Origin of the sequence: Sphingobium sp. (assembly GCF_041987595.1) — a bacterium.
GTDB lineage: Bacteria > Pseudomonadota > Alphaproteobacteria > Sphingomonadales > Sphingomonadaceae > Sphingobium.
On the sequence record NZ_JBHIWJ010000014.1, the window covers coordinates 35,905 to 56,555 of the forward strand.

The window sequence follows — 20,651 nt, forward strand, 5'->3', positions numbered from 1 at the left end:
GCGCGGCATTATCGCTGCCGATGCGCAACTGTCCGACGAGGAGATTGACGGGCTGATCTGCGCGCCCGGTTTCTCGACGGCGGAAAGCATTTCCAACATTTCCGGCCGGGGCGTCGGCATGGATGTGGTGCGATCCAATGTAGAGGCGCTTGGCGGACGATTGGAGATCAATTCGATGCCGGGGCAGGGGACGACCTTCTCCATGGCGCTGCCGCTGACGCTGGCCATTTTGGACGGCATGATCGTACGGCTGGGTCGGCAGCGCTTCGTTCTGCCGCTCGCCAACGTGATCGAAACGGTGCAGCCCGCGCCGGGACAGGTCCGCCAGACCTCGCCGACATCCGAAGTGATCGAGTTGCGCGGCCAATATCTGCCGGTGCGCCGGGTGAATGAGCTGTTCGGCCTGCCGGGAGAACGCCCGGCGGAAGACTCGCTCGTCATCATCGTCGAGAGCGAGGCCGCGGGGCCGGTCGGGCTGATGGTCGACACCATCGATAACCGGCGGGAAGTCGTCATCAAGAGCCTGGAGGACAATCTCCACCCGATCCGGGGACTCGGTGGCGCGACCGTGCTGGGGGACGGCTCCATCGCGCTCATCCTCGACATCGATGCGCTGGTCGTTCCGGCCGGCTTCAAATTTGCCCTGAAAGGAATGGCTGCATGAGCAAGACACAAAGCGAAGGTGAAACGCGCAAGATCGTGACCTTCACCCTCGGCAAGCAGATGTTCGGCATCGACATGCGCGCGCTGATCGAAATTCGCGAATGGGAAGATCCCACCCCTTTGCCCAGCGTTCCGGCTTATGTGAAGGGCGTCACCAATTTGCGCGGCGCGGTGGTGCCGGTGGTTGGGCTGGCCGAGCGGCTGGGTTGGGAGCCGAGCGTGCTGCACTCGCGCTCCTGCATTCTGGTGGTCGCCATCGGCCAGCGGCAGGCGGGCTTTCTGGTCGATGAAGTGGCCGACATCGTCGCCATCGACAGCGCCGACATCCAGCCCGCGCCCGATGTGGAGGTGAGCGAAGAAAGCGCCATTGCAGGCCTCGTCCGCATCGAGCGCCGGGCGTCGGATGCCGGTCAGACCGAAACCATGGTTCTGCTGCTCGATCTCGATGCGCTCAGCCTCACCCGACATCTGATGGACCTTGCGGCGTGAACCAGCCTGCCATGGGCGACTGGACCGGGCAGGCCGATCTTGGTCCCGTCCAGTTCCGCGAGATCGCCGCGATCATGCAGAAGGAAGCGCGCATCCATCTGGTGGAGGCGAAGGCGACGCTGGTGCATTCACGCCTCAGCCGCCGCCTGCGCGAACATGGGCTGACGCGCTTTGCCGACTATCTGGCGCTGGTGCGCGACGATGCCAAGGAACGCGATGCGATGGTAGTGGCGCTGACCACCAACCACACCCATTTCTTCCGCGAGAACCATCATTTCGGCCATCTGCGCGAAACGTTGCTGCCCCGATTGCAGGCGCGGGCCAGGGCAGGGGAGAAGGTGCGCATCTGGTCGGCGGGCTGCTCCAGCGGCGAAGAAGTCTATTCCATCGCCATGACGCTCGCCGGGGAAAGCGGGACCAGCGCCAATTGGCTGAAACAGGGCGATGTGCGCCTGCTGGCGACCGACATCGCGCCCCATGTGGTCGAGGCGGTCCATCAGGCGCGCTATTCTTCGTCCACAGTCCAGCCCATTCCTGCCGCCTATCGCCGCCAGTGGCTGCGGCAGGAGGGGACGGACAGCCATGTCGTGACGGACACGCTGCGGTCGCTGGTGACGGCGCGGGTGCTGAACCTGTTCGAACCCTGGCCGATGCGGCAACGCTATGACGCGATCTTCTGCCGCAACGTCATGATCTATTTCGACGATCCGGCGAAGGCGGAGCTGGAGGCGCGTTTCGTCGAGATGCTCGCACCCGGCGGCACCCTTTATATCGGTCACTCCGAACGGCTGATCGGTCCCGCCGCCGCCCAGATGGAACCGGCCGGACAGACCATCTACGTCAAGAAGGGAGGCGCGCGATGAGCGAGACCACCCGCGTCCTGATCGTCGACGACAGCCCGTCGATGCGCGCCATGCTGACGAAATTGCTGTCCAGCGATCCTCTGATCGAAGTGGTGGGCACCGCGCCCGAACCCCATGCGGCGCGGGAGATGATCAAGACGCTGAATCCCGATGTGGTGACGCTGGACATCGAAATGCCGGGGATGGACGGCCTGTCCTTTCTCGAAAAGATCATGCGGCTGCGGCCGATGCCGGTCATCATGTGCTCGACCCTCACCGCAAGAGGGGCGGAGGCGACGATTGAGGCGCTGCGCCTGGGCGCGGTCGACTGCATCGCCAAGCCTTCCGGCAATGCGCAGGAAATGGCGCAGAATGGCGCGCTGCTGCGCAAGTTGGTGAAGGGCGCCGCCCGATCCTCCGTCCGCCGCGCACCCGCGCCGCCTGCCCAGATCGCGCAGGGGGCCAGGATGCGCGACGTGGTGATCGCCATCGGCGCGTCCACCGGCGGGGTCGAGGCCTTGTTCTCGCTGGTCGGCGCGCTGCCGCCCGATTGCCCGCCCGTGCTGGTGGTGCAGCATATGCCCGCCGCCTTCACCAACGGTTTTGCCGTCCGCATGGACCGCGAAAGCCGGGTCAAGGTGTTGGAGGCGGAGCATGGCATGACCCTTCAGCGGGGCACCGTCTATATCGCGCCGGGTGGCGAGCGGCACATGGAACTGGTCGGCGGCAGCAGCGGGCGAATCCGCCTGGCTACCGGCGATCCGGTGACGGGCCATCGCCCATCGGTGGACATGCTGTTCCAATCGGTCGCGCCTCTGGGATCGCGCGCCGTGGGCGTGATCCTGACCGGCATGGGCAGCGACGGCGCCAAAGGCCTGAAGGCCATGCGCGACATGGGCGCCCGCACGCTCGGTCAAAGCCGGGAGAGCTGCGTCGTCTACGGAATGCCCCGCGCCGCCTTCGAGCTTGGCGGGGTCGAAAAGGAAGTCAGTTTGTCGGCCATGCCCGAGGCGATCCTCGGCTTGTGCCGGCTTTGAAAATATCAATTTGGGGAATGGGTCATGCCGGCAGCGTCCGCAATCAAGGTAATGGTGGTCGACGATCAGACGAGCATGCGCGCGATGATCCGCCGCACGCTTCAGGATCTGGGGTTCAAGGACATTCGTGACAAGTCGGGGCCGGTCGAGGCGCTGGCGGCGATCAAGGCCGACCGCGTGCATCTGATCATCTCGGATTATAATATGCCCGACATGGACGGCCTTCAGTTTCTGGAGGCGGTGCGCGCCGATCCGGTGATCGGCAAGACGGTGTTCATCATGCTTACCGGCTCCGCCGATAAGGAAGTGGTGCAGAAGGCGGCGGCATTGGGCGTCAACAATTATGTGGTGAAGCCCTTCGCCCCCGCCGCGCTCAAGGAAAAGATCGAACGCGTCTTCGGCGAGTTGGCCTGACTTTATGCCCCGTATGTCCATCGTCCAGGGCGAATTTCATGTCGCATCGGAGCCGGGCGTAATCATTGCGACCCTGCTTGGCTCCTGCGTCGCGGCCTGCTTGCAGGATCCGGTGGCGCGGGTGGGCGGCATGAACCATTTCCTGCTGGGCGAACCGGGAGCCGACCAAATGGTCGGCCCAGCGGATATGCAGCGCTATGGCGTGCATGCGATGGAACTTCTCATCAACGCGATGATGCAGCGCGGGGCAGTGCGCTCGCGGCTGCGCGGGCACCTTTATGGCGGCGCCAATATCGTCGCCGGGCTGGGCGGGATCGGCAGCAGCAACGCGGCCTTCGCCCGCACCTTCATGGAGACGGAAGGGATCGCCATCGGCCGTTGCGAGCTGGGTGGCGTGCAGGCGCGAAAGGTCGAATATATGCCTTATGAGGGCCGGGTGCGATCGACCCTGGTGGCTGAGGCGCCGGCGCTGCCGCCGCGTCCGCGCAAGCCGGTGCTGGCTGACGCTGGCGATGTCGAGCTTTTTTGAGACTATCGGGGGACTATATGGCAAGCGAAGCGGCGCTGTGCGCGGCGGTAGCGCAGGAATTGCGCGAAACGCGGCGGCTGGTGGAGGAACTGGCCGGCGTGCTGGTAGCGGACGAACGGTTCGTGCTGGACTATCTGGACCAGCTTCAGGCCTTCGACCTGATCGTCCAGCATGTCGACGAAAGCGCGACCCTGCTCGACCGGGTGGCCAATGGCGCGCAGCCGAAAGAGGCGATCGGCGGTGTGCGGCTGGCGGCGGTGCAGCAGCGGCTGCTGGCGGCGATGGGCTAGGGAGATAGGTCATGGCCGACGAACCCACCATTATCATCCGGAAGGTCAGGAAGGCCAAGCATGCAGCCCATCATGGCGGTGCATGGAAGGTAGCTTATGCCGACTTCGTGACGGCAATGATGGCCTTCTTCATGCTGCTCTGGCTGCTCGCCAACCCGGATAAGGCGCAACTGAAAGGGCTGGCGGATTATTTCTCGCCGGTCTCGGCGAAGGACAGCCCGGCGACGACCATGACCAGCGCGCCTGGCAGTCAGCCGGGGCTGGGCGGCCATGCCCGCCATGCGCAGGCGGCGGATCGCGATCCGGTAGGCCAGTCCTCCGCCGAAGCTGGGGTCAAGGGCGCGGCCCGCGGCGGCACGGCCGAGGTTCCCGAAGCGGCGCTGCGCGTGCTGGCCGAGGAGATGCGTCTGTCGATCGAGCCGCCGATCACGCCCGTCGACGCCAAGCCTCATGTCGATGTCGAGCAAGGCCGCGACGGCCTGCGCATCCATCTGGTGGACAGCGCCCAGCGATCCATGTTCAAGGGCAGCACTGCCCAGCTCAATGATTTCGCCCGCGATCTGCTGGGCCGAGTGGCGCGCAAGCTGGCGGGCACCAAGGCCCAGGTCGCGATCGAGGGGCATACCGACAGCAGCGGGGGGCAGAGCGACGCCAACTGGCTGCTCTCCGCCCAGCGCGCCCTGGCTGCCCGATCTGCGATGGCGGCGGCGGGACTGACGCCGGATCGCTTCGGCGAAGTGGTGGCGAAGGCAGGGACCGAGCCGGTTTATCCCGACCGCCCCGACCTGCCGGAAAATCGCCGCATCACGATCGTCGTGCTGGCCGCGCCTTCAGCTCTGCCCCGCGACGCCAGCTTCAAATTCTGATCGGAGATCCCATGAAAAAGCTGCTGGGCGCCATGCTGGCGCTGACCCTGGGCGTGGGTGTGGGCGGGGCGAGCGCCTATGTCGTTGCCCTTGTTCATCCGCCATCTGGACATATGCCTGTAAAAAGGACAGAATTTGTCCAAACTGGCGCAATCATGGCGCCCCTCACCTTTCCTGACGGACGCCTTTCGGGCTATGTGTCGTTTGAAGTGCAGTTGGAAGTGCCCGCGGGTGAGGGAGAAAGCGTGAAGGCGAAGTTGCCGTTGCTGCTGAATGCGGTGAATATGCGGACCTACCGCACGCCGCTGGCCAGCGGCCAGGACGGGCTGATTCCTGCGCTTGACCCGTTCCGCAAAGTCGTCATCGATGCGGCGCGGGAAATTTATGGTGACGGTCTGGTGCACCGGGCGGTCGTCACGCAGGCTTCACCGGTTTAGGCGTTGGAAAGGAGAGTGCGGTGCCTCAGCCCGACAAGTCCGTAAACGAACCTGAAGGCGGTGAGGCGCCCATGTCGCAATTCCCGCCGCGTGAGGCACGTGTTACGACCATTTTGTTGATGGGTAAGCTGCTAAGCCGACATGGGGAGACGCTTTGCCGCATCCGCAATCTGTCGAACGGCGGCCTGATGGCCGAAGTGCATATGCCGCTGGTCGATGATGATGCCGTGCAGATCGAGCTGAAGGCGGGCGACCGGCTGTCGGGCCGGGTGCGCTGGACGCATGAGCGGCGCATGGGCATCGCCTTCGACGAGCCGGTCGAGGTCGACATGCTGCTGGCCAGGGCCACGGTGCGCACGGCGGAGCAGGGGATGGTGCGGGCGCCCCGCTTCGTGGTGGACTGCCCGGTGGAACTGCGTGCGGACGGCCGCCGCCATCCAGGGCGCCTGGTCAACGTGTCGCAGGGCGGCGCGCGATTGGAAACGGATTTTCTGCCCGAACCGGATCAATTGCTGACGCTGGCGATTCCCGGGCTGCCGGAACGAAAGGGAGGGGTGCGCTGGGCAAGCGACGGTGCCATTGGCCTGTCCTTCGTCGAGCCGCTGGCTTTTGACGAGTTGGGGATGTGGCTGGCGGAGAAGCATTGCCAGTCATGAAGAGCGCCCGGCGGTTGGCTGACCGCCGGGCGATACGCGCTACGGATTGAGTCCCGCTACCCCGGCACCCCGAAACTCTTGACCAGTGATCCCGCAATCAATGCCCAGCCGTCGACCAGTACGAAGAAGATGATTTTCATCGGCAGCGATATGGTCGCGGGCGGCAGCATCATCATGCCCATGGCCATAAGCACCGCGGCGACGGCAAGGTCGATGACAAGGAACGGCAGCAGCAGCAGGAAGCCGATCTCGAAAGCGCGGCGCAGTTCGGAGATCATGAAGGCAGGCATCAGCGTCGTCATCGGCAGTTGGGCGCGATTCGGGGCAGGTTTGCCGGAAAGCTGCACGAACAGGCCGATATCCTCGTCACGCACATGTTTCAGCATAAACTTATGGAAGGGTTTGGAGGCCGCGTCCAGCGCCTGGGTTTCCGTGATCCGTCCTTCATTATAGGGAACCATTGCCTGCTTCCACGCGGCGTCGAAGGTCGGCCCCATCACGAAGAAGGATAGGAATAGCGCCAGGCTGATCACCACGGGGTTGGGCGGAACGCCCTGCACGCCCAATCCTGAACGCAGCAGAGAGAGCGCCACGACGATGCGGGTGAAAGACGTGATGGTCATGAGGATGCCGGGCGCGAGGCTGAGCACCGTCAGCATCAGCACCATCTGTATGGCGCGGCCGGAAAGAGATCCGTCGCCGTTGCCGGGCAACAGGTCCTTGGCCAGCGCCGTCTGCGGCAGGACCAGCATCAATGTGGTCGCGGCGATGGTGCCGCCGATCAGCAGACGCTTACGCATGATCTCGATTTCCCTCCAGCACCAGCAGCCCCTCTGGCGCGATCAGCAGCATATGTTCTCGCCCATCCTTGCGGATCAACGCCACCGATCGGCGCGGATCGAGCGCCAGTCGCTCGACCAGTTCCATGCGGCGCGGCGCGCCCTGGCTCACGAAACCAGAGAGGAATTTTTGCGGCAGACGGATTTCATAGCGGCGCACGATCCAAAGCCCGCCCGCGAGCAGCCCCAACACCGCCCCCAGCGCGCCGATCATGCGCAGCAGCGACAGAATATCCATGGTCTGATCAACTTTTTCGCTGAATGACGCGGGTGATTTCCAGCGACATATGCTCGCCGTCGACCAAGATCTTGCCCTCGGCTACAAGCTCATTATTAACATAGACGCGGGTTGGATCATTATGATCGCAATCGAGCGGGATCATCGCACCACGGCTCATCTTCAGCACCTGCCGGATGGGCAGATCGGTGGAACCAAGCACGATCGACAGATCGATAGGAATGCCTTCAAGGACCGACATAGGGGTCTCCTTTCAGGTTCGTTATAGGAATAAATTTATAGGATCAGGTCCGGCGCCCGGCAAAAATTGCCTATAAGAGGACTGTCTGCCTCACGCAGTCAGGAGCTTATGAAAATGGACCTGGATTCATCCATCGGCGTGTCGGCCTCGGGCCTGCGAGCCCAGTCTTTGCGGATGCGGGTGATCGCCGAAAACCTGGCGAACTCGGATTCCGTTGCGACCAAGCCGGGGGGCGACCCCTACAGGCGGCGCGTCGCCACCTTCACGAGCGAAGTGGACCGCGTCACCGGTGCCACAAAGGTTGCCGTGAAATCGATTGAAGGCGACAAAAGCCAGTTTCAGCGTGTCTATGAACCGGGCAATCCAGCCGCCGACGCCAGCGGTTATGTTCAGCGCCCCAACGTCAACAGCCTCATCGAAACCGCCGACATGAAGGCGGCGCAACGATCCTATGAGGCCAACCTCAACGCCATCGAATCCGCGCGCGGCATGACCATGCGGACGATCGATCTGCTGAAGTAAAAGGAGAATTTATGGCAATCGGAGCCTTGGACGCGGTCGCCGCATATGGTCGCTCGCTAAAAAACCTTGGGGCTGGCGGCGGCGATAGTCCCGTCGCGACCGAACGGGCCAATGGCGGCAGCAACAGTTTCGGGTCGATGATCGAAACCATGGTCAGCGACGCCGCTGGCTCGCTGCGCATCGCCGAGGCGGAAAGCGCCAGGCAGGTGGCGGGGAAGGGCGACATGATCGATGTCGTCACCGCGATCGGGGCCGCTGAAACGGCGCTGGATACTGTCGTCGCAGTGCGGGACCGGGTGGTGAGCGCTTATTCCGAAATCATGCGCATGCAGATTTAGCGCCTGCCGACGCCCCTGCATGGTCCTGCCACGCCAGAAGCCCGGTCCAGTCGGCACGACTGGGCTTCTGACTTCGCAGGGGTGCTGCGCTTTTGCTTCAACCCGCTCAAAGGAACATATCATGGCCTCCACGGACGCCATCGAAATCGCCCGCGCCGCGCTGATGCTGGTGCTGACCATTGCCGGTCCCATGCTGATAGCGGCGCTGATCGTCGGCGTCGCCATCGGCCTGCTCCAGGCTTTGACGCAGGTGCAGGAAATGACGCTGACCTTCGTGCCCAAGCTGGTGGTGCTGGGTCTTGTCCTGCTTTTGAGCCTGCCGATGATCGGCCAGGCCCTTTCGGTCTTCATGGACCGTATCGCTGACGCCATCGTTCACGGATAGCGGCATGGATCAGCTTCCCATCGACGCAGCGACCTTCCTCATCCTTTTTGCGCGGGTGGGGGCGGTGCTGATGCTGCTCCCGGCCTTTTCCGAAGAGTCCGTGCCTACACAAATCCGGCTGGTGGCGGCGCTGGGCTTCTCGATCGGCCTCTACGGCCTGCTCGGCCCGAAAATCGCGCCCGCCGCCCATGCGGAGGCGGCCTTGCCGATGATCGTCATCGCGGAAATGCTGGTCGGCATTGCCATGGGCATGATCGTAAAGATGCTGTTCAGCGCTGCGTCGATGGCGGGTTCCATCGCCTCCATGCAGATCGGCCTCGCTTCAGCGCTGGTGGTCGACCCTTCGCTGGGCGGCCAGTCGCCGCTGCTCGCCCGGCTCATCGGCCTTTCTGCGCTGATCGTGTGCATGAGCGTGGGGGTCCACCATCTCTGGATCGCCTCCATCGTGAACAGCTATGCCCTGTTCCCGGTTGGCGGTCTGCCGCCAGGCCACGATTTCGCCACGCTCGCGGTGCGCGTGCTGGGGCAGGCGACTGGGCTTGGCGTCAGCCTGGCCGCGCCGTTGATCCTTTATGGCGCGATCTTCAACCTTGGTCTTGGCCTTGCCGCTCGCGTGGCGCCCGCGATCCAGGTCTTCTTCATTACCCAGCCGCTCAACCTGCTGCTTGGCCTCTCGCTGCTGGCGATGGTCGCGGGCACCATGCTGACCGGCTTTGCCGCCGCCATGACCGATTTCATGGCAAGCGGCTGGAGCTTCTGAATCATGGCCGAGGCCGATCAGGACCAACGCACCCACGCGCCCACCCAGAAACGTCTGGAGGACGCCCGCAAGAAGGGCGACGTCGCTCTGTCGCCGGAAATGCGCCACGCGACGATGATGATCGGCGCGACCGTCGTGATCGGCTGGGTCGGATGGTCGGCCCTGTCCGGACTGGGGGCATTGCTCACCCGGCTTTGGGGAAGCGCCGACGATTTCCGCCTCGACAGCCATGGCGCACGCGACCTGACGGGCGGGGTAATGAGTCATGTCGCGCTCAGTCTTGCGCCGGTCATGGGCGTCATGTTCGCCTGCGCGCTGGGCACGCTGTTGCTGCAAGGGCGGGTGACGATGAACTGGTCGCGGATTTCGCCCAAATGGTCGAAGCTCAATCCCATGGCGGGTTTCAAGCGCTTGCTCGGAACACGCGCCTTGGTGGAGTTCGCCAAAACGCTTGCCAAGTTCAGCGCTATCGCCACGGTGGTCTTTCTGGTGCTGCGTCCCCGTTTTGGCGGTCTCGACCAGTTGGTCGGCTATACCCCCGGCGCGGTAGGTCTTGCGGCAGGCCGCATGGCGTTCGAGGCTATCCGTGCCGTCACCCTTCTGGTGGCGTTGCTGGCGATCGCCGACTTCATCTACCAGAATCGCGCTTTTCTGAAGAAGATGCGCATGACGCTTCAGGAATTGAAGGACGAACATAAGGACAGCGAGGGCGATCCCAAGATCAAGGCGAAAATTCGCCAGATCCAGATGCAGCGTGCCCGCCGCCGGATGATGGCTGCCGTGCCCGAAGCCAGCGTCATCATCACCAACCCGACCCATTATGCCGTGGCGCTCAAATATGACCATGGCGCCATGGCTGCCCCGATTGTGGTGGCGAAGGGTGTCGATGCCGTGGCGCTGCGTATCCGCGAAGTGGCTAAAGGAGCGGATGTTCCTATCGTGGAAGCCCCGCCGCTGGCCCGCGCCCTCTATGCGGCGGTCGAGATCGATCGGCCCATTCCGATCGAACATTATGCCGCCGTGGCCGAGATCATCGGTTACGTCATGCGATTGGCCAAACAGGGGAAGTGATTTGCCAGTCCGATGCCGTTCCTCCGCTCCATCATCCTATAAGGACTAAGATGAAGACTCTCACGAGATCGCCGATCCTGACCCTTGCCGCTGTCATGGCGGCGTTGGCGCCGGTCACTGCGCTGGCCGGACCCACGCCGCGCATCAAGGACATCGTTGATGTCCAGAATGTGCGGCCCAACCAGCTGGTCGGCTATGGCCTGGTGGTCGGCCTGCAAGGTACGGGGGACCGCATCCGCAACATCCCGTTCACCGAGGAGACATTGCAGGCGATGCTGGAGCGCATGGGCGTCAATATTCGCGGCACGCAGATGCTGACGCAGAATGTCGCTGCCGTATCCGTGACGGCGACCATGCCGCCCTTTGCCCGCGCCGGATCGACCATCGACGTGCAGGTGTCGGCGCTGGGGGACGCCACCAGCCTTCAGGGAGGAACGCTACTCGTGTCCTCGCTGCGCGCTCTTGACGGCGAGATTTATGCCGTGGCGCAGGGTCCCGTGGCGGTGTCGGGCTTCAAGGCGCAGGGCGCCGCGGCGCGGCTCAGCCGGGGCGTCACCACCACGGCGCGAATCGCAGGCGGCGGGATCATCGAGCGGGAGGTGCCCTTCGCGCTCAAATCCGCGACCAGCCTCAAACTGGCTCTGAAGAACCCGGACTTCACCACGGCGGACCGGATCGCTGGCACCATCAACCGCCAGCTTCCAGGCACCGCAGAGGTGCTGGATCCGGCGACGGTCGAAATCCACGCCGCAGGAGGCTTCACCGGATCGGTGGTCGAGCTTGTCACCCGCGTCGAGAATATGACCGTGGAGGTCGACCAGCCCGCCCGCATCGTCATCAACGAAGCCGCCGGCACGGTCGTCATGGGCGCAGATGTCCGCATCAGTCCGGTCGCAATCGCGCAGGGCGGGCTGACCATCAGCGTCAGCGAAAATCCGGTCGCTTCGCAGCCGGGGCCGCTGTCCGGTGGCGAAACGGTCACTCTGCCGCGCACGGAAATTACGGCGGATGACGGCGGCGGCGCTTCGCTCGCAATGATCGGCGGGGGGGCTTCGCTGAAGTCGCTGGTATCGGGGCTCAACGCGCTGGGCGTCAGTCCGCGCGACCTGATTACCATCCTTCAGGCCTTGCGCAGCGCGGGCGCGCTGCAAGCAGAGATTGCGGTGCAGTAGGATGGCCGACGCTGTATCGACGATGTCGGTCCTTTCCCGACCCGGCACCAGCCCGGCCACTGTCGCGCGCCAGTTCGAAGGTGTTTTTGCCGGGCAGGTCGCAAAGATCATGATGGAATCTGCCGAAATGGACGGCGATTTCACCGGCGGCTCCGGCGAATCCATGTTTCGCGGCATCATGGCCGAACAGATCGGCAACCAGATTGCGCAGGGGCGAGGCCTGGGTTTGGCCTCGGCGGTCGAAGCGCAGATCATCCGCATGCAAGGAGGAAAAGATGCCCAGTGAAATGATCGACATCATGACTTCCCTGACGGCGCTGATGCATGAGGAGACGCAGCGCCTGCGCGGGCAGGAGCGGGCGCTCGATCTCGCCCAGCTGGCGGCGGCGAAGGCGCGGCTGGTGGGCCGGCTGGAGGAGATGCTGGCGCGGCGCAACCGCCACCAGCCCGAATGGACCGACCAGATGGATGATGAGGCGCGCGAGCGGCTGGCCGGCTGCCTCGCCGATCTGCGTGAGGCCTCTGCCGCCAATGCGGCAATATTGGAGCGCCAGATCGAGCTGTCGATGGAAATGATGACCGCCATCGCCAATGAAGCGCGGCGTCTTTCGGGCAATCGCGCCTATACCTACGGCGCGCGCGGCGATCTGGCGAAGATGGAGCTCGCGACGCCGATTTCGTTCAATACGGAATATTGAAGGCTGCTGCAGCCATTCGGTGAACCCGACGGAAGAATGACAGGGCGCGGCGGCAACCGCGTCCTGTTATTGGGAGAAGCCGAACGCAACCTTGCGCGCTGTATCGGCAGGCGCAGGTCGCCCGAACAGGTAACCCTGTCCAAAGGCGCAATCCAGCCCGCGCAGGAACTGCGCCTGCGCGTCCGTCTCGATCCCTTCGGCGGTGACCGGCATGGACAGGCTGCGGCCGAGATCGACTACGGCCTTCACGAGCTTGCGCCCCGCTTCCCGATCGAGCGACTGGATCAGCGTGCGGTCGATCTTCATCTGGTCAATCTCCAGATTGCAGAGTCGGCTGAGACTGGCATAACCCGTGCCGAAATCGTCCAGCGCCACGCTGATTCCGGTATTGCGCAGCGACCGGATCGTTTCCTGTGCGCTCGCCAGATTGTGGATCAGAGCGTTTTCGGTGATCTCGACGATCAGCCGCCCCGGCGTCAGTCCCGAAGCGAACAATATCTGGAGCAGCGTCACCGCATTGTCGGGATCGCATAATTGAGCGGGCGACATGTTGATCGATACGGTGAAATGCGGGGGCCAGTTGCGCGCGTCTCGGCAGACCTGACGCATCAGCAGGAACAGAAGATCGCGGTCCATTCCCATTTCTTCCGCAATGGGCAGGAACCGGTCGGGACCGACCACCCCCTGCCGCGGATGATGCCAGCGGATCAGCGCCTCAAACCCCTTCGGGCGACCGCTGTCGAGCTGGACGATCGGTTGATACCAGGGCTGAATTTCGCCGCGCATGATACTGGATCGGAGGTCGTTTTCCAGCTCCGCGCGCTTGCCAAGATCGATGAACATCTCAGGTGCAAAATGACGGAAAGTGTCGCCGCCTGCCTGCTGCGCATGGGACAGAGCGATGGACGCCGCGTGAAGCAGCTGGTCCGCGGTGCGGCTGCCGCCGTCATCTATCACCAGCCCGATGGAGCAGGTCAGATAGATGACATGCTGTTCCATGTGAATCGGTTCGCCAATGACGCTCTGCACCTGCTGCGCGAAGGCGACGGCGGTTTCATCCGCATCGGAAAAGGGCAACAGGCAGGCAAATTCATCGCCAGCCAGATGCAGCGTGCGGGCGTGCTTCAGCCCTCCAAGCCGCTGTCGCACCATGTCGAGCACCGCGTCGCCCTTGGCCGGGCCGCAGAGATCGTTGACCAGCTTGAACCGGTCCAGGTCGATCAACAGCAGCGCCAGCCGCTCGTCCGGCTCCATGACAGCAAGGATTTCGGCGACCGCCCGTTGCAGCCGCTGACGCAGGGATAGGCCAGTCAGCCCCGGAAGGGCGGAAACGGGTGGCCTGCGCCGAAGAACGGAACGGAGCTTGCGGGAAATGGACATGGATGATCGATCACCTTTCCTCCTATTATAGAGGGTTTTGGATGATCGAAGCTGGTTGGGGTCGGTATTGACCAAGCCCCAACCAAGAGTCGCTCTATTCGAACTGCGCCGACAGAACGGTCGCCAGGTTTTCCGGGGCCAAATCGTCGATCGCGATTTCCCGATCGGGATGTTCGCTATAGCCCAGCATCCGGCCCTGCCGGTCGAAAGTGACGGACAATAGCCTCAGCCCTTCTTCCTCCCGGATCACCGCCAGCCCACCGGCGGAGGGAAAGCGGTCCGGATCGACGACCAGGATCGACCGGCCCGGCAGCCCCGATCCAAGTGTGGGCCGGCCGATGCGCAGGCCATAGGAGCGCGGCCCGGCGTTGCGCGGCGCTTCGACCTGTTCGCCAGTCGGCGTGCGGGCGATCAATCCATCCGGCAACGGCGCGCCGAATACCGGCACCAGCCTGATTGTCGCTGTTTCCGACGCGTAAATCGCATCCAGCACATCCAAAGCCGGCACGGGGGCCTCGTCGGATAGCATGACCTTGGAAAGCGCAGGCTGCGCCGCCTTGCGCCGGGCGCGCGGCTGGGTCGGCGAAGCAATGTTCGCTAGTTCCTCGCGCAATGCCTGCACCTTGGCGCGGGTCTTGGCAATCCGCGTCTCGGGATTGGCCACCAGCGGCAGCGTCGCATCCAGCTCTCCGCGGGAATAGGCGTCCACCAACTGCCGTTCCATGGCGTCGGCATCGCTGACGCCCAACAGACGGAACAGGGCCTCGCGAATTTCCGGACTCCAGCGGTCAATGGGCTTATAGGCATTTTCGATGCGGGAAAGGATCACCGGGGCGATGCCATAATCCATCTCCAGCGCCGCGATGGTCAGCTTGGCGTCAGCGGCGCGGCGCGCACGAACGGCAGCGGCCACCAAGGCGGCCAAACTGTCCGCCAGCGGATCGGGACTGCCGGCCGCCTGAAAATCCGCCGCCCAGTCCGCCATGTCGAAAGCGGGATCGCCGATGTCTACCAGCAGTCGCGCCGCATCGACGTCCAGCGCTGCGGCGATCGCCCTGATTTCTTCCGCTCGGGCGAAGACCTCTCCGCGTTCGATCTTTGACAGGCGAATATAGGTTATCGAGGGAATGAGCTGCGCCAATTGCAACAGTGAACCGATATTTCTTTTTTTCCTATATTTGCGAATGTTATTCGGAAACAGGAAGGTGCGGAACATGTCGATGCCGGGAAGGGGTTGCAATGTGGCCTTTGGCGTGATCTTCTTCGAACGCGATCGGCCGATTTTTTGAGTCATCCTGCCCTCTGAACCTGGAACATTTTCAGGAATAGCCTTGCCCTCCCTTTATCATCATCATCTCACGGCATTCGGCCACGGTCAATAATTTGCGACCGGCACATTTATTCGGGATCTATTCATCTTTCGGAAACACAAATTGTTAGCGCAATCATTAGCCCGGCTGATGGAACGCGTCGGCGGAACGCGAAACGCGCCTAGCCACCGTATGTTTCCGGCAAATTTCAAAAAAATTCACAAACTTTCCCGTCACATCGGAACATTCTGTGCCTGTTGCTGTGGTCCTCCTATCATAAGTGCGTTTCCGGAGGGTGAACGTACGCACAGGAAAAAAAGAGGCCGCACCCGCGCATGGCGAGGGCGGCCCCTTCACGACCAATGAAAAGGCTGTGATCAGTTGCGCCCTATGGCTGTCTTCAGCAGACCGATCTGCTTGCGGTAAAGATTGGTCATCGCAGCGAAGTCCGACTGAACCTCGCCCATTTTGAGCAGTTGGTCTTCCAGCGTGATGTTGTTGCCGTCGGGCTTGGTCTCGCTGATGTCGGTTTCCGCCACCACGCCACTTCCGCCCCGCGGCATCCGGGCACCGAGCGCCGCCATGCCGCCCGACAGATGAACCTGCGGACGGCCCACACGCGGCTTGCCGCTGCTGCCCCCATAGACTTGTACGAGGGAGGAGAAGTCCGGCGCCTCGACCGTCTGAGCCTTGAAGCCGGGAGTTTCGCCATTGGCGATATTCTGCGCGATCACTCGCTGCCGTTCGGAAAGATGCTTCATCGATTGGCCGATGCCGGCGAGAAGTGGAGGCGTAAATGTCATGACGAACCTTATCCTTTAAGCGCTGAGACGGGAGAGGGCCGCCTGATATTGAGCAAGTCGGGCCTGCTGATAGGCGGAGCCGCCGCCGGTCAGGGTGCCGTCCACCTGCGCCTGTTTGGCCGAGTCCCAGTAGAGCGAACGATAGGCGCTCTGCGTCATCGACAGGGCGGCGTTGATCCGGGAGAGTGCCGCGCTGGCGGTTTTCGCATCGGTCAGGCTGAGCAGGTCGTTGAGGTTGAGGCTGTAGATGCCGCCAGGCGTCACTTTGGGCGCATCGGCGGGCTTGGGCGCCGCGGCGGTCAGGCGAACCGGCGCCATGCCCAGCTTCGCCAGTGCATCGCTTCCTTCCGGTCCGGCGATAAGCTCAATGCTGTGCCCGGTCTTGGCATCGATGCGCAAATGCTGTTCGCCGTCCACCTTGGCGCTGGTCGCGGTGCCGTTGATGCCGGTGATCCGCTGGATCTTCTGCGCCAGCGTGGCCAGCGTCTCGTCCTTGCCGATGGTGATGGTGCGGGCCGCGCCGCCGTCGACCCGCAGGCTGAAACTGTCGCCTTCCTTGAGCGTGGTCTGGGACGAAATGGTGGCGGAAACGCTCTGGTTGAGCGTCCCCCGGCCGAGGCCCAGTGCGCCCAGCGCCGTGGCGCCGCCGCTGACGGCGCTGATCTTCACCGGCTCGACCGTGTGGGTGACGAGGCCCCACTGGTCGACATCCTGCACTGCGCCGGTGGTTGCGTCGATCCGGGCGACGAAGCCGTCCACCTTGCCGCTTTTGGCGCCTTCGAGCGCGCCGTTGGTGCGCCCGCCGACATAAAGCGCGCCGTTCATCCAGGCGACGCTGTCCGCCTGCTCGTCATTGGCGGTGCCGATGTAGCTGGTGCCGACGGTCGAAAAATCGGCGGAGATGCGGGTCACGAAGGCATCGCGCCCGCCGCTCATTGCATTGGCCTGGTCGCCGTTTACTGCTACGCTGGCGGCGCCCGCCACTGCGATCTCGCCGCCGTCGGAGACGGCGATGGCCCGCGCATCGACGGCGCCCAGGCTGACCGAGCCCAAATCGGTCGAGAGCGCCTGCGCATCCATCCGCATCAGCGTGGCATTGGCGCCCTGTTTGGAGAGCGCCAGCAGTTCGCCCGATCCGTCGATGGCGAGCGCGGTGATCGAGTCCGATCCGCCACTGTCGAGGGTGCGCTTTTCCTGAATCCTGCCCGCCGCGTCGAGGCGCACGATTACCGCGTCGCCGCCCCCGGTGGAGGCGCGGCCGGCAACATAAAGGCTGCCGTCATCGCCCACCGCCACCGCGGTCGCGCTTTCATTGCCGACCTGTCGGATGGCGGTGGCGAATGTCTGCGTCCCGTTTGCGGTGAAGCGCGCCACCAGCATATCGGTCTGGCTGTCGTCGCTGCCGTTGAAGGCGCCGCTGACCGTGCCCGCGACGACGATATCGCCGTTGGCGGCGATGGTGACGGCAGCACCCTCTCCCGTGCCTGCCGCGCCCAGGCTGCGCTGCCAGACGACCTTCCCCTCGCTGTCCACCTTGGTCAGAAACAGGTCGTCGGCCCCGTCCGAAAGAGAGGTGCCAAGGTCGCCCGCCGTGGTGCCGACGACATAGCTGAAGCCCTGCGCATCGGTAGCGATGGCGCGGGCGGTGGTGCCGGCATAGACGACGGGATCGGCAGTTTCCTCGTCATTTGCGTCGGCATTGGCCTTGGCGGCGGCAACCGCCTGCGCTGTCGCCTTGCTGTCGATGGCGTTGACGGTGCTGAGCCGCTGCGTGTCGAGGGCACTTGCCGGATCGTCGACGCGGAAGATCTGGGCGGAGGTCGCAGCGCCCGTTGCGGTGCGGCCGCTGGCGATCATCAGCGCATCGGTGGAATTGACCTGATCGATGGAGGCCTTTTCGATCCCCGCGGCTGTGAAGACCAGCCCCCATGTGCCGCCGGTCTTTTCGACGGTGAAGCGCGACTTCCACTGGCTGGTCGGGTTGCCCTGCGCGTCCAATATGGGATTGCCGCCGCCGTCGAGCGCGGGCGTGGCGCCGATGGCTGCGTTCAGCGCTTCGGCAACGCTGTCCAGGGTTGGGGGCTGCGGCGTTCCCGATAGATCGACCGTAACCGTTTCCGAGAAGGTTCCGCGAGTCAGGGCGATGCTGAACACCTCATTGCCGGCCAAGCCCGCCAGCGCGGCGTCGCGGGTCTTGCTGACGCCCTCCGCCGCCGTCTTGCCTGAACTGCTGACCGGCTGGATTCCAATGCTTTCCGACCGGCGCGTGACCAGCCCGTAATTCAGTGTCAGCAGATCCGTTTCCGCCTGCCCCAAATAGGTCTGGAGATCGGAAAGCCCCTGGGCAAACACCTTTTGCAAGGAGGCCCGTTCCGTCGAAGATGTGGTGGGCTTCGCCGCGCTTTCCGCCAGGATGCGCAGCGCGTCGAGCGCCTTATAGGTGGTGAAGGCGGTCTGGATGTCGGGCAGATCCTCAAGACCATTATCGCTGTTGGTGTCGATGATCGTCTTCAGCCGCTTGATCGCCGCGATCTGGGAACTGATCGGCGCGTCGCTCGGCTCTTCCTGCCAGGGCGGCGTGGTCTCCGGCATGGTGAAGGCTTTTTTCGCCTCGATCACCGCCGGACTGTCCATCGCCGTCGCATAATAGGTTGAGGCGCTGTTCGTTCCGCTCAGCAGGGACAGGCCGACAAGGCCGTTGGATAAATTTATCGTCAAGCGATCCTCCATGGCCGGAAGCTGCCGGCACTCTCCTATAAGATAGAGGAGTGCAGCCCTTATCCGGTTCGCCGCAGGGGCAATATTTTCAGGCCAAATTGGGGGCTGGTGCGCAGATGAACATGATGACCACGCAGATCGGCGAGCCGCCGGAACTCAAGAAATATTCAGGTCTCCAGCGCGCCGCTGCGCTGATGCTGGCGCTGGGGCGCGACCATGGCGGGCCGATATGGGAGCAGCTGTCGGTGGAGGAGATCAAGGAACTTTCCTCCGCGATCGCGCAACTGGGCCGGGTGCCTTCCGTCGTGGTCGAACATCTGCTGGTGCAGTTTTCCGGCGAAGTGTCGAGCATGGCCTCGCTCCATGGCTCCTTCGAGACGACCGAGCGGCTGCTGGAGGGCATTTTGCCTTCCGAACGGGTCAAGGAAATCATGGAGGATATCCGCGGTCCCTCCGGCCGTACGATGTGGGACAAGCTCTCCAACGTGAGCGAAGCGGTGCTGGCGGGCTATCTCAAGAATGAATATCCGCAGACCGTCGCGGTGATCCTGCACAAGCTGCGGTCCGATCACGCGGCGCGGGTTCTGGCGGAGCTGCCCCGGGAGTTGGCTACCGACGTCGTTATGCGGATGCTGAAGATGGATACGGTCCAGAAGGATGTGATCCTTCAGGTCGAACAGACGCTGAAAAGCGAGTTCATGACCAACCTGTCCCGCGCCCAGCGCCGCGATCCGCATGAAACGATGGCGGAGCTGTTCAATGCGCTCGACCGGTCGACCGAGGAAGCCATGCTGCATGCGCTGGACGATAAAGCGCCGGAATCGGCTGAACGGATCCGGGCGCTGATGTTCACCTTTGAGGATCTGGCCAACCTGCTGCCGGGCGCGATTCAGACGATCGTGCGCAACAGCAACAAGCGCGAACTCGCGCTGGCGCTGAAGGGCGCTCCGGAAGAGATGAAGCAGATGTTCTTCAAGGCGATGACCGAGCGCGCCGCCAAGCTGATGCGCGACGACATGGCTGCGATGGGGCCGGTGCGGGCGCGCGAATGCGAGGAAGCGCAGGGAGCGCTGGTGCGGCTGGCGAAGTCGCTGGGCGACCGGGGCGAAATCATGCTCGTCGACCCGAAGAGCGACGATGCGATGATCTATTGAGCCGGTGATGGAGGCTGTCATTTCCATAAAGCCCTTCGGCTTCGACCGGGTGTTCCGCTTCGGCCCCATGGCTGAGGAAGGGCAGGGGCCTCCGCCCCCGCCCGTCGATGAACTGCACGCGCAGATCGCGGCGCTTCAGGAACGGATCGAACAGATGCGTCAGGATCAGGAGGTGGCCTTGCTCAAGGCACGATCCGAAGGCGTGGCGCAGGGACTGTCGCAGGCGCGTGGCGAGCGGGCGGAGGCGATGCTGTCCGCGACCGACGCGCTGCATGCGGCGCTGGACGAGCTTGGCGGCCAATGGGCGCAGCAGAGCGAGCGCATCATGCACGACGCCGCTGAAGTGGCGCTCTGCGCCGCGGAACTGCTCGCTGGCCACGCCATCGCACAGGAGCCGGGCCGGGCGATCGATGAGGCTTTGGGCCGCGCGCTGCGTCAGGTGGCGCGGGGCACGGCCCTGCTCGTGCGCGTCCATCCCGACAGTCTGGAGGAGATCGAGCGGCTGGTCGCGGAGCGCCGTGCCGGGGAAAGGCGGGCGCTTTCCATCACCATCGTTGCAGATGCGGCGATCGCGCCCAATGACGCGCATATCGGTTGGGCCGACGGCGGCCTGATCGTCGATGCCGCAGCGCGCCGCGCCGCCGTGGAACATGAATTGGGTAGCCTGATCGCGTAAAATTTTCCCGCTTCCGGCAAGAGTTGCCTAGCCGCTCCTCCTATAATGATCGGGGGACGGCCAGGGGGGCCGCCCACTCTCTCACAAAGAGGCAGCCTTGAACGCTTTGCGGAATTTTATCGA

Annotated in this window: 27 protein-coding genes; 20 read left to right on the forward strand and 7 right to left on the reverse strand. The window is 63.7% G+C overall.

Annotated elements, in window-relative coordinates:
• From ACFC3J_RS05855 to ACFC3J_RS05900, 10 genes are all read left to right on the forward strand, one after another.
• Positions 1-664: chemotaxis protein CheA (locus ACFC3J_RS05855; RefSeq protein ID WP_375195266.1), on the forward strand; the 664-nt coding region annotated here is incomplete at its 5' end.
• On the forward strand, positions 661-1,152 hold the full coding sequence (locus tag ACFC3J_RS05860; RefSeq protein ID WP_375195267.1) for a chemotaxis protein CheW: 492 nt from the start codon (positions 661-663) through the stop codon (positions 1,150-1,152). The genes ACFC3J_RS05855 and ACFC3J_RS05860, both read left to right, overlap by 4 nt.
• Positions 1,153-1,163: 11 nt before the next feature.
• Positions 1,164-2,015, forward strand: coding sequence for a CheR family methyltransferase (locus tag ACFC3J_RS05865; protein ID WP_375195296.1), 852 nt, complete (start codon positions 1,164-1,166; stop codon positions 2,013-2,015).
• Complete coding sequence (locus tag ACFC3J_RS05870; RefSeq protein ID WP_375195268.1) at positions 2,012-3,031, forward strand: chemotaxis response regulator protein-glutamate methylesterase; 1,020 nt, start codon at positions 2,012-2,014, stop codon at positions 3,029-3,031. The genes ACFC3J_RS05865 and ACFC3J_RS05870 overlap by 4 nt, the downstream gene beginning before the upstream one ends.
• 24 nt (positions 3,032-3,055) lie before the next feature.
• On the forward strand, positions 3,056-3,445 hold the full coding sequence (locus ACFC3J_RS05875) for a response regulator (RefSeq protein WP_375195269.1): 390 nt from the start codon (positions 3,056-3,058) through the stop codon (positions 3,443-3,445).
• A 4-nt stretch (positions 3,446-3,449) separates the two neighbouring features.
• Complete coding sequence (locus ACFC3J_RS05880) at positions 3,450-3,974, forward strand: chemotaxis protein CheD (protein WP_375195270.1); 525 nt, start codon at positions 3,450-3,452, stop codon at positions 3,972-3,974.
• A gap of 17 nt (positions 3,975-3,991) precedes the next feature.
• Positions 3,992-4,264, forward strand: a complete 273-nt coding sequence (locus ACFC3J_RS05885; protein WP_375195271.1) for a hypothetical protein — start codon at positions 3,992-3,994, stop codon at positions 4,262-4,264.
• Between the two features lie 11 nt (positions 4,265-4,275).
• Entirely contained in the window at positions 4,276-5,130 is an 855-nt protein-coding gene (locus ACFC3J_RS05890; protein WP_375195272.1) for a flagellar motor protein MotB, read from the forward strand.
• A gap of 11 nt (positions 5,131-5,141) precedes the next feature.
• Positions 5,142-5,567, forward strand: coding sequence for a hypothetical protein (locus tag ACFC3J_RS05895; RefSeq protein WP_375195273.1), 426 nt, complete (start codon positions 5,142-5,144; stop codon positions 5,565-5,567).
• Between the two features lie 119 nt (positions 5,568-5,686).
• Positions 5,687-6,223, forward strand: coding sequence for a PilZ domain-containing protein (locus tag ACFC3J_RS05900; RefSeq protein ID WP_375195274.1), 537 nt, complete (start codon positions 5,687-5,689; stop codon positions 6,221-6,223).
• A gap of 56 nt (positions 6,224-6,279) precedes the next feature.
• Here the strand turns inward: ACFC3J_RS05900 and fliP are convergent, their stop codons facing one another.
• Genes fliP through ACFC3J_RS05915 form a run of 3 tightly spaced genes read right to left on the reverse strand, consistent with a single transcriptional unit; the run spans position 6,280 to position 7,541 of the window.
• Positions 6,280-7,023 carry a flagellar type III secretion system pore protein FliP gene (gene fliP / locus ACFC3J_RS05905; protein WP_375195275.1) on the reverse strand — a complete coding sequence of 248 codons (744 nt, stop codon included), beginning with the start codon at positions 7,021-7,023 and terminating at the stop codon, positions 6,280-6,282.
• The gene (locus ACFC3J_RS05910) at positions 7,016-7,300 is read right to left on the reverse strand and encodes a flagellar biosynthetic protein FliO (protein ID WP_375195276.1); all 285 of its coding nucleotides are present in this window, start codon (positions 7,298-7,300) and stop codon (positions 7,016-7,018) included. The genes fliP and ACFC3J_RS05910 overlap by 8 nt, the downstream gene beginning before the upstream one ends.
• A 7-nt stretch (positions 7,301-7,307) precedes the next feature.
• Entirely contained in the window at positions 7,308-7,541 is a 234-nt protein-coding gene (locus ACFC3J_RS05915; protein WP_066863417.1) for a FliM/FliN family flagellar motor switch protein, read from the reverse strand.
• A gap of 114 nt (positions 7,542-7,655) precedes the next feature.
• On the opposite strand from ACFC3J_RS05915, the gene flgC reads away from it, so the two are divergent.
• The 8 genes from flgC to ACFC3J_RS05955 all read left to right on the forward strand — a co-directional run bounded on the left by flgC (position 7,656) and on the right by ACFC3J_RS05955 (position 12,487).
• Positions 7,656-8,063 (forward strand): flagellar basal body rod protein FlgC, encoded by a 408-nt coding sequence (gene flgC, locus ACFC3J_RS05920; protein WP_375195277.1) that lies wholly within the window; start codon positions 7,656-7,658, stop codon positions 8,061-8,063.
• A gap of 11 nt (positions 8,064-8,074) precedes the next feature.
• The gene (locus ACFC3J_RS05925) at positions 8,075-8,401 is read left to right on the forward strand and encodes a flagellar hook-basal body complex protein FliE (RefSeq protein ID WP_375195278.1); all 327 of its coding nucleotides are present in this window, start codon (positions 8,075-8,077) and stop codon (positions 8,399-8,401) included.
• A 121-nt stretch (positions 8,402-8,522) separates the two neighbouring features.
• Complete coding sequence (locus tag ACFC3J_RS05930; RefSeq protein WP_375195279.1) at positions 8,523-8,786, forward strand: flagellar biosynthetic protein FliQ; 264 nt, start codon at positions 8,523-8,525, stop codon at positions 8,784-8,786.
• Positions 8,787-8,790: 4 nt separating this feature from the next.
• A complete protein-coding gene (fliR, locus tag ACFC3J_RS05935) occupies positions 8,791-9,546 on the forward strand; it encodes a flagellar biosynthetic protein FliR (RefSeq protein ID WP_375195280.1) in 756 nt (251 codons plus the stop codon).
• A 3-nt stretch (positions 9,547-9,549) separates the two neighbouring features.
• Positions 9,550-10,617, forward strand: coding sequence for a flagellar biosynthesis protein FlhB (flhB, locus tag ACFC3J_RS05940; RefSeq protein WP_375195281.1), 1,068 nt, complete (start codon positions 9,550-9,552; stop codon positions 10,615-10,617).
• Positions 10,618-10,667: 50 nt separating this feature from the next.
• On the forward strand, positions 10,668-11,789 hold the full coding sequence (locus ACFC3J_RS05945; RefSeq protein ID WP_375195282.1) for a flagellar basal body P-ring protein FlgI: 1,122 nt from the start codon (positions 10,668-10,670) through the stop codon (positions 11,787-11,789).
• Position 11,790: 1 nt separating this feature from the next.
• Positions 11,791-12,075, forward strand: a complete 285-nt coding sequence (locus ACFC3J_RS05950) for a rod-binding protein (RefSeq protein WP_375195283.1) — start codon at positions 11,791-11,793, stop codon at positions 12,073-12,075.
• Positions 12,065-12,487 (forward strand): flagellar biosynthesis protein FlgN, encoded by a 423-nt coding sequence (locus tag ACFC3J_RS05955; RefSeq protein WP_375195284.1) that lies wholly within the window; start codon positions 12,065-12,067, stop codon positions 12,485-12,487. The genes ACFC3J_RS05950 and ACFC3J_RS05955 overlap by 11 nt, the downstream gene beginning before the upstream one ends.
• A 66-nt stretch (positions 12,488-12,553) precedes the next feature.
• Here the strand turns inward: ACFC3J_RS05955 and ACFC3J_RS05960 are convergent, their stop codons facing one another.
• The 4 genes from ACFC3J_RS05960 to ACFC3J_RS05975 form a co-directional block, all read right to left on the reverse strand.
• Positions 12,554-13,867 (reverse strand): putative bifunctional diguanylate cyclase/phosphodiesterase, encoded by a 1,314-nt coding sequence (locus ACFC3J_RS05960; protein ID WP_375195285.1) that lies wholly within the window; start codon positions 13,865-13,867, stop codon positions 12,554-12,556.
• Positions 13,868-13,961: 94 nt separating this feature from the next.
• The gene (locus ACFC3J_RS05965) at positions 13,962-15,161 is read right to left on the reverse strand and encodes an XRE family transcriptional regulator (RefSeq protein WP_375195286.1); all 1,200 of its coding nucleotides are present in this window, start codon (positions 15,159-15,161) and stop codon (positions 13,962-13,964) included.
• A 393-nt stretch (positions 15,162-15,554) separates the two neighbouring features.
• Positions 15,555-15,980: a flagellar biosynthesis protein FlgB gene (locus ACFC3J_RS05970; protein ID WP_375195287.1), complete on the reverse strand. Its 426-nt coding sequence runs from the start codon at positions 15,978-15,980 to the stop codon at positions 15,555-15,557.
• A gap of 15 nt (positions 15,981-15,995) precedes the next feature.
• A complete protein-coding gene (locus ACFC3J_RS05975; protein ID WP_375195288.1) occupies positions 15,996-18,698 on the reverse strand; it encodes a hypothetical protein in 2,703 nt (900 codons plus the stop codon).
• A gap of 116 nt (positions 18,699-18,814) precedes the next feature.
• Between ACFC3J_RS05975 and fliG the strand changes: the two genes are divergently transcribed.
• Complete coding sequence (gene fliG, locus ACFC3J_RS05980) at positions 18,815-19,852, forward strand: flagellar motor switch protein FliG (protein ID WP_375195289.1); 1,038 nt, start codon at positions 18,815-18,817, stop codon at positions 19,850-19,852.
• Between the two features lie 7 nt (positions 19,853-19,859).
• Positions 19,860-20,528: a flagellar assembly protein H gene (locus ACFC3J_RS05985; RefSeq protein ID WP_375195290.1), complete on the forward strand. Its 669-nt coding sequence runs from the start codon at positions 19,860-19,862 to the stop codon at positions 20,526-20,528.
• Positions 20,529-20,651 lie beyond the last annotated feature (123 nt).

What these genes read in the sequence shown, in the direction of transcription:
- ACFC3J_RS05860 (WP_375195267.1), top strand. Translation starts at nt 661, where the DNA reads ATGAGCAAGACACAAAGCGAAGGTGAAACGCGCAAGATCGTGACCTTC.
- ACFC3J_RS05865 (WP_375195296.1), top strand. Translation starts at nt 1,164, where the DNA reads ATGGGCGACTGGACCGGGCAGGCCGATCTTGGTCCCGTCCAGTTCCGC.
- ACFC3J_RS05870 (WP_375195268.1), top strand. Translation starts at nt 2,012, where the DNA reads ATGAGCGAGACCACCCGCGTCCTGATCGTCGACGACAGCCCGTCGATG.
- ACFC3J_RS05875 (WP_375195269.1), top strand. Translation starts at nt 3,056, where the DNA reads ATGCCGGCAGCGTCCGCAATCAAGGTAATGGTGGTCGACGATCAGACG.
- ACFC3J_RS05880 (WP_375195270.1), top strand. Translation starts at nt 3,450, where the DNA reads ATGCCCCGTATGTCCATCGTCCAGGGCGAATTTCATGTCGCATCGGAG.
- ACFC3J_RS05885 (WP_375195271.1), top strand. Translation starts at nt 3,992, where the DNA reads ATGGCAAGCGAAGCGGCGCTGTGCGCGGCGGTAGCGCAGGAATTGCGC.
- ACFC3J_RS05890 (WP_375195272.1), top strand. Translation starts at nt 4,276, where the DNA reads ATGGCCGACGAACCCACCATTATCATCCGGAAGGTCAGGAAGGCCAAG.
- ACFC3J_RS05895 (WP_375195273.1), top strand. Translation starts at nt 5,142, where the DNA reads ATGAAAAAGCTGCTGGGCGCCATGCTGGCGCTGACCCTGGGCGTGGGT.
- ACFC3J_RS05900 (WP_375195274.1), top strand. Translation starts at nt 5,687, where the DNA reads ATGGGTAAGCTGCTAAGCCGACATGGGGAGACGCTTTGCCGCATCCGC.
- fliP (WP_375195275.1), bottom strand. Translation starts at nt 7,023, where the DNA reads ATGCGTAAGCGTCTGCTGATCGGCGGCACCATCGCCGCGACCACATTG.
- ACFC3J_RS05910 (WP_375195276.1), bottom strand. Translation starts at nt 7,300, where the DNA reads ATGGATATTCTGTCGCTGCTGCGCATGATCGGCGCGCTGGGGGCGGTG.
- ACFC3J_RS05915 (WP_066863417.1), bottom strand. Translation starts at nt 7,541, where the DNA reads ATGTCGGTCCTTGAAGGCATTCCTATCGATCTGTCGATCGTGCTTGGT.
- flgC (WP_375195277.1), top strand. Translation starts at nt 7,656, where the DNA reads ATGGACCTGGATTCATCCATCGGCGTGTCGGCCTCGGGCCTGCGAGCC.
- ACFC3J_RS05925 (WP_375195278.1), top strand. Translation starts at nt 8,075, where the DNA reads ATGGCAATCGGAGCCTTGGACGCGGTCGCCGCATATGGTCGCTCGCTA.
- ACFC3J_RS05930 (WP_375195279.1), top strand. Translation starts at nt 8,523, where the DNA reads ATGGCCTCCACGGACGCCATCGAAATCGCCCGCGCCGCGCTGATGCTG.
- fliR (WP_375195280.1), top strand. Translation starts at nt 8,791, where the DNA reads ATGGATCAGCTTCCCATCGACGCAGCGACCTTCCTCATCCTTTTTGCG.
- flhB (WP_375195281.1), top strand. Translation starts at nt 9,550, where the DNA reads ATGGCCGAGGCCGATCAGGACCAACGCACCCACGCGCCCACCCAGAAA.
- ACFC3J_RS05945 (WP_375195282.1), top strand. Translation starts at nt 10,668, where the DNA reads ATGAAGACTCTCACGAGATCGCCGATCCTGACCCTTGCCGCTGTCATG.
- ACFC3J_RS05950 (WP_375195283.1), top strand. Translation starts at nt 11,791, where the DNA reads ATGGCCGACGCTGTATCGACGATGTCGGTCCTTTCCCGACCCGGCACC.
- ACFC3J_RS05955 (WP_375195284.1), top strand. Translation starts at nt 12,065, where the DNA reads ATGCCCAGTGAAATGATCGACATCATGACTTCCCTGACGGCGCTGATG.
- ACFC3J_RS05960 (WP_375195285.1), bottom strand. Translation starts at nt 13,867, where the DNA reads ATGTCCATTTCCCGCAAGCTCCGTTCCGTTCTTCGGCGCAGGCCACCC.
- ACFC3J_RS05965 (WP_375195286.1), bottom strand. Translation starts at nt 15,161, where the DNA reads ATGACTCAAAAAATCGGCCGATCGCGTTCGAAGAAGATCACGCCAAAG.
- ACFC3J_RS05970 (WP_375195287.1), bottom strand. Translation starts at nt 15,980, where the DNA reads ATGACATTTACGCCTCCACTTCTCGCCGGCATCGGCCAATCGATGAAG.
- fliG (WP_375195289.1), top strand. Translation starts at nt 18,815, where the DNA reads ATGAACATGATGACCACGCAGATCGGCGAGCCGCCGGAACTCAAGAAA.
- ACFC3J_RS05985 (WP_375195290.1), top strand. Translation starts at nt 19,860, where the DNA reads ATGGAGGCTGTCATTTCCATAAAGCCCTTCGGCTTCGACCGGGTGTTC.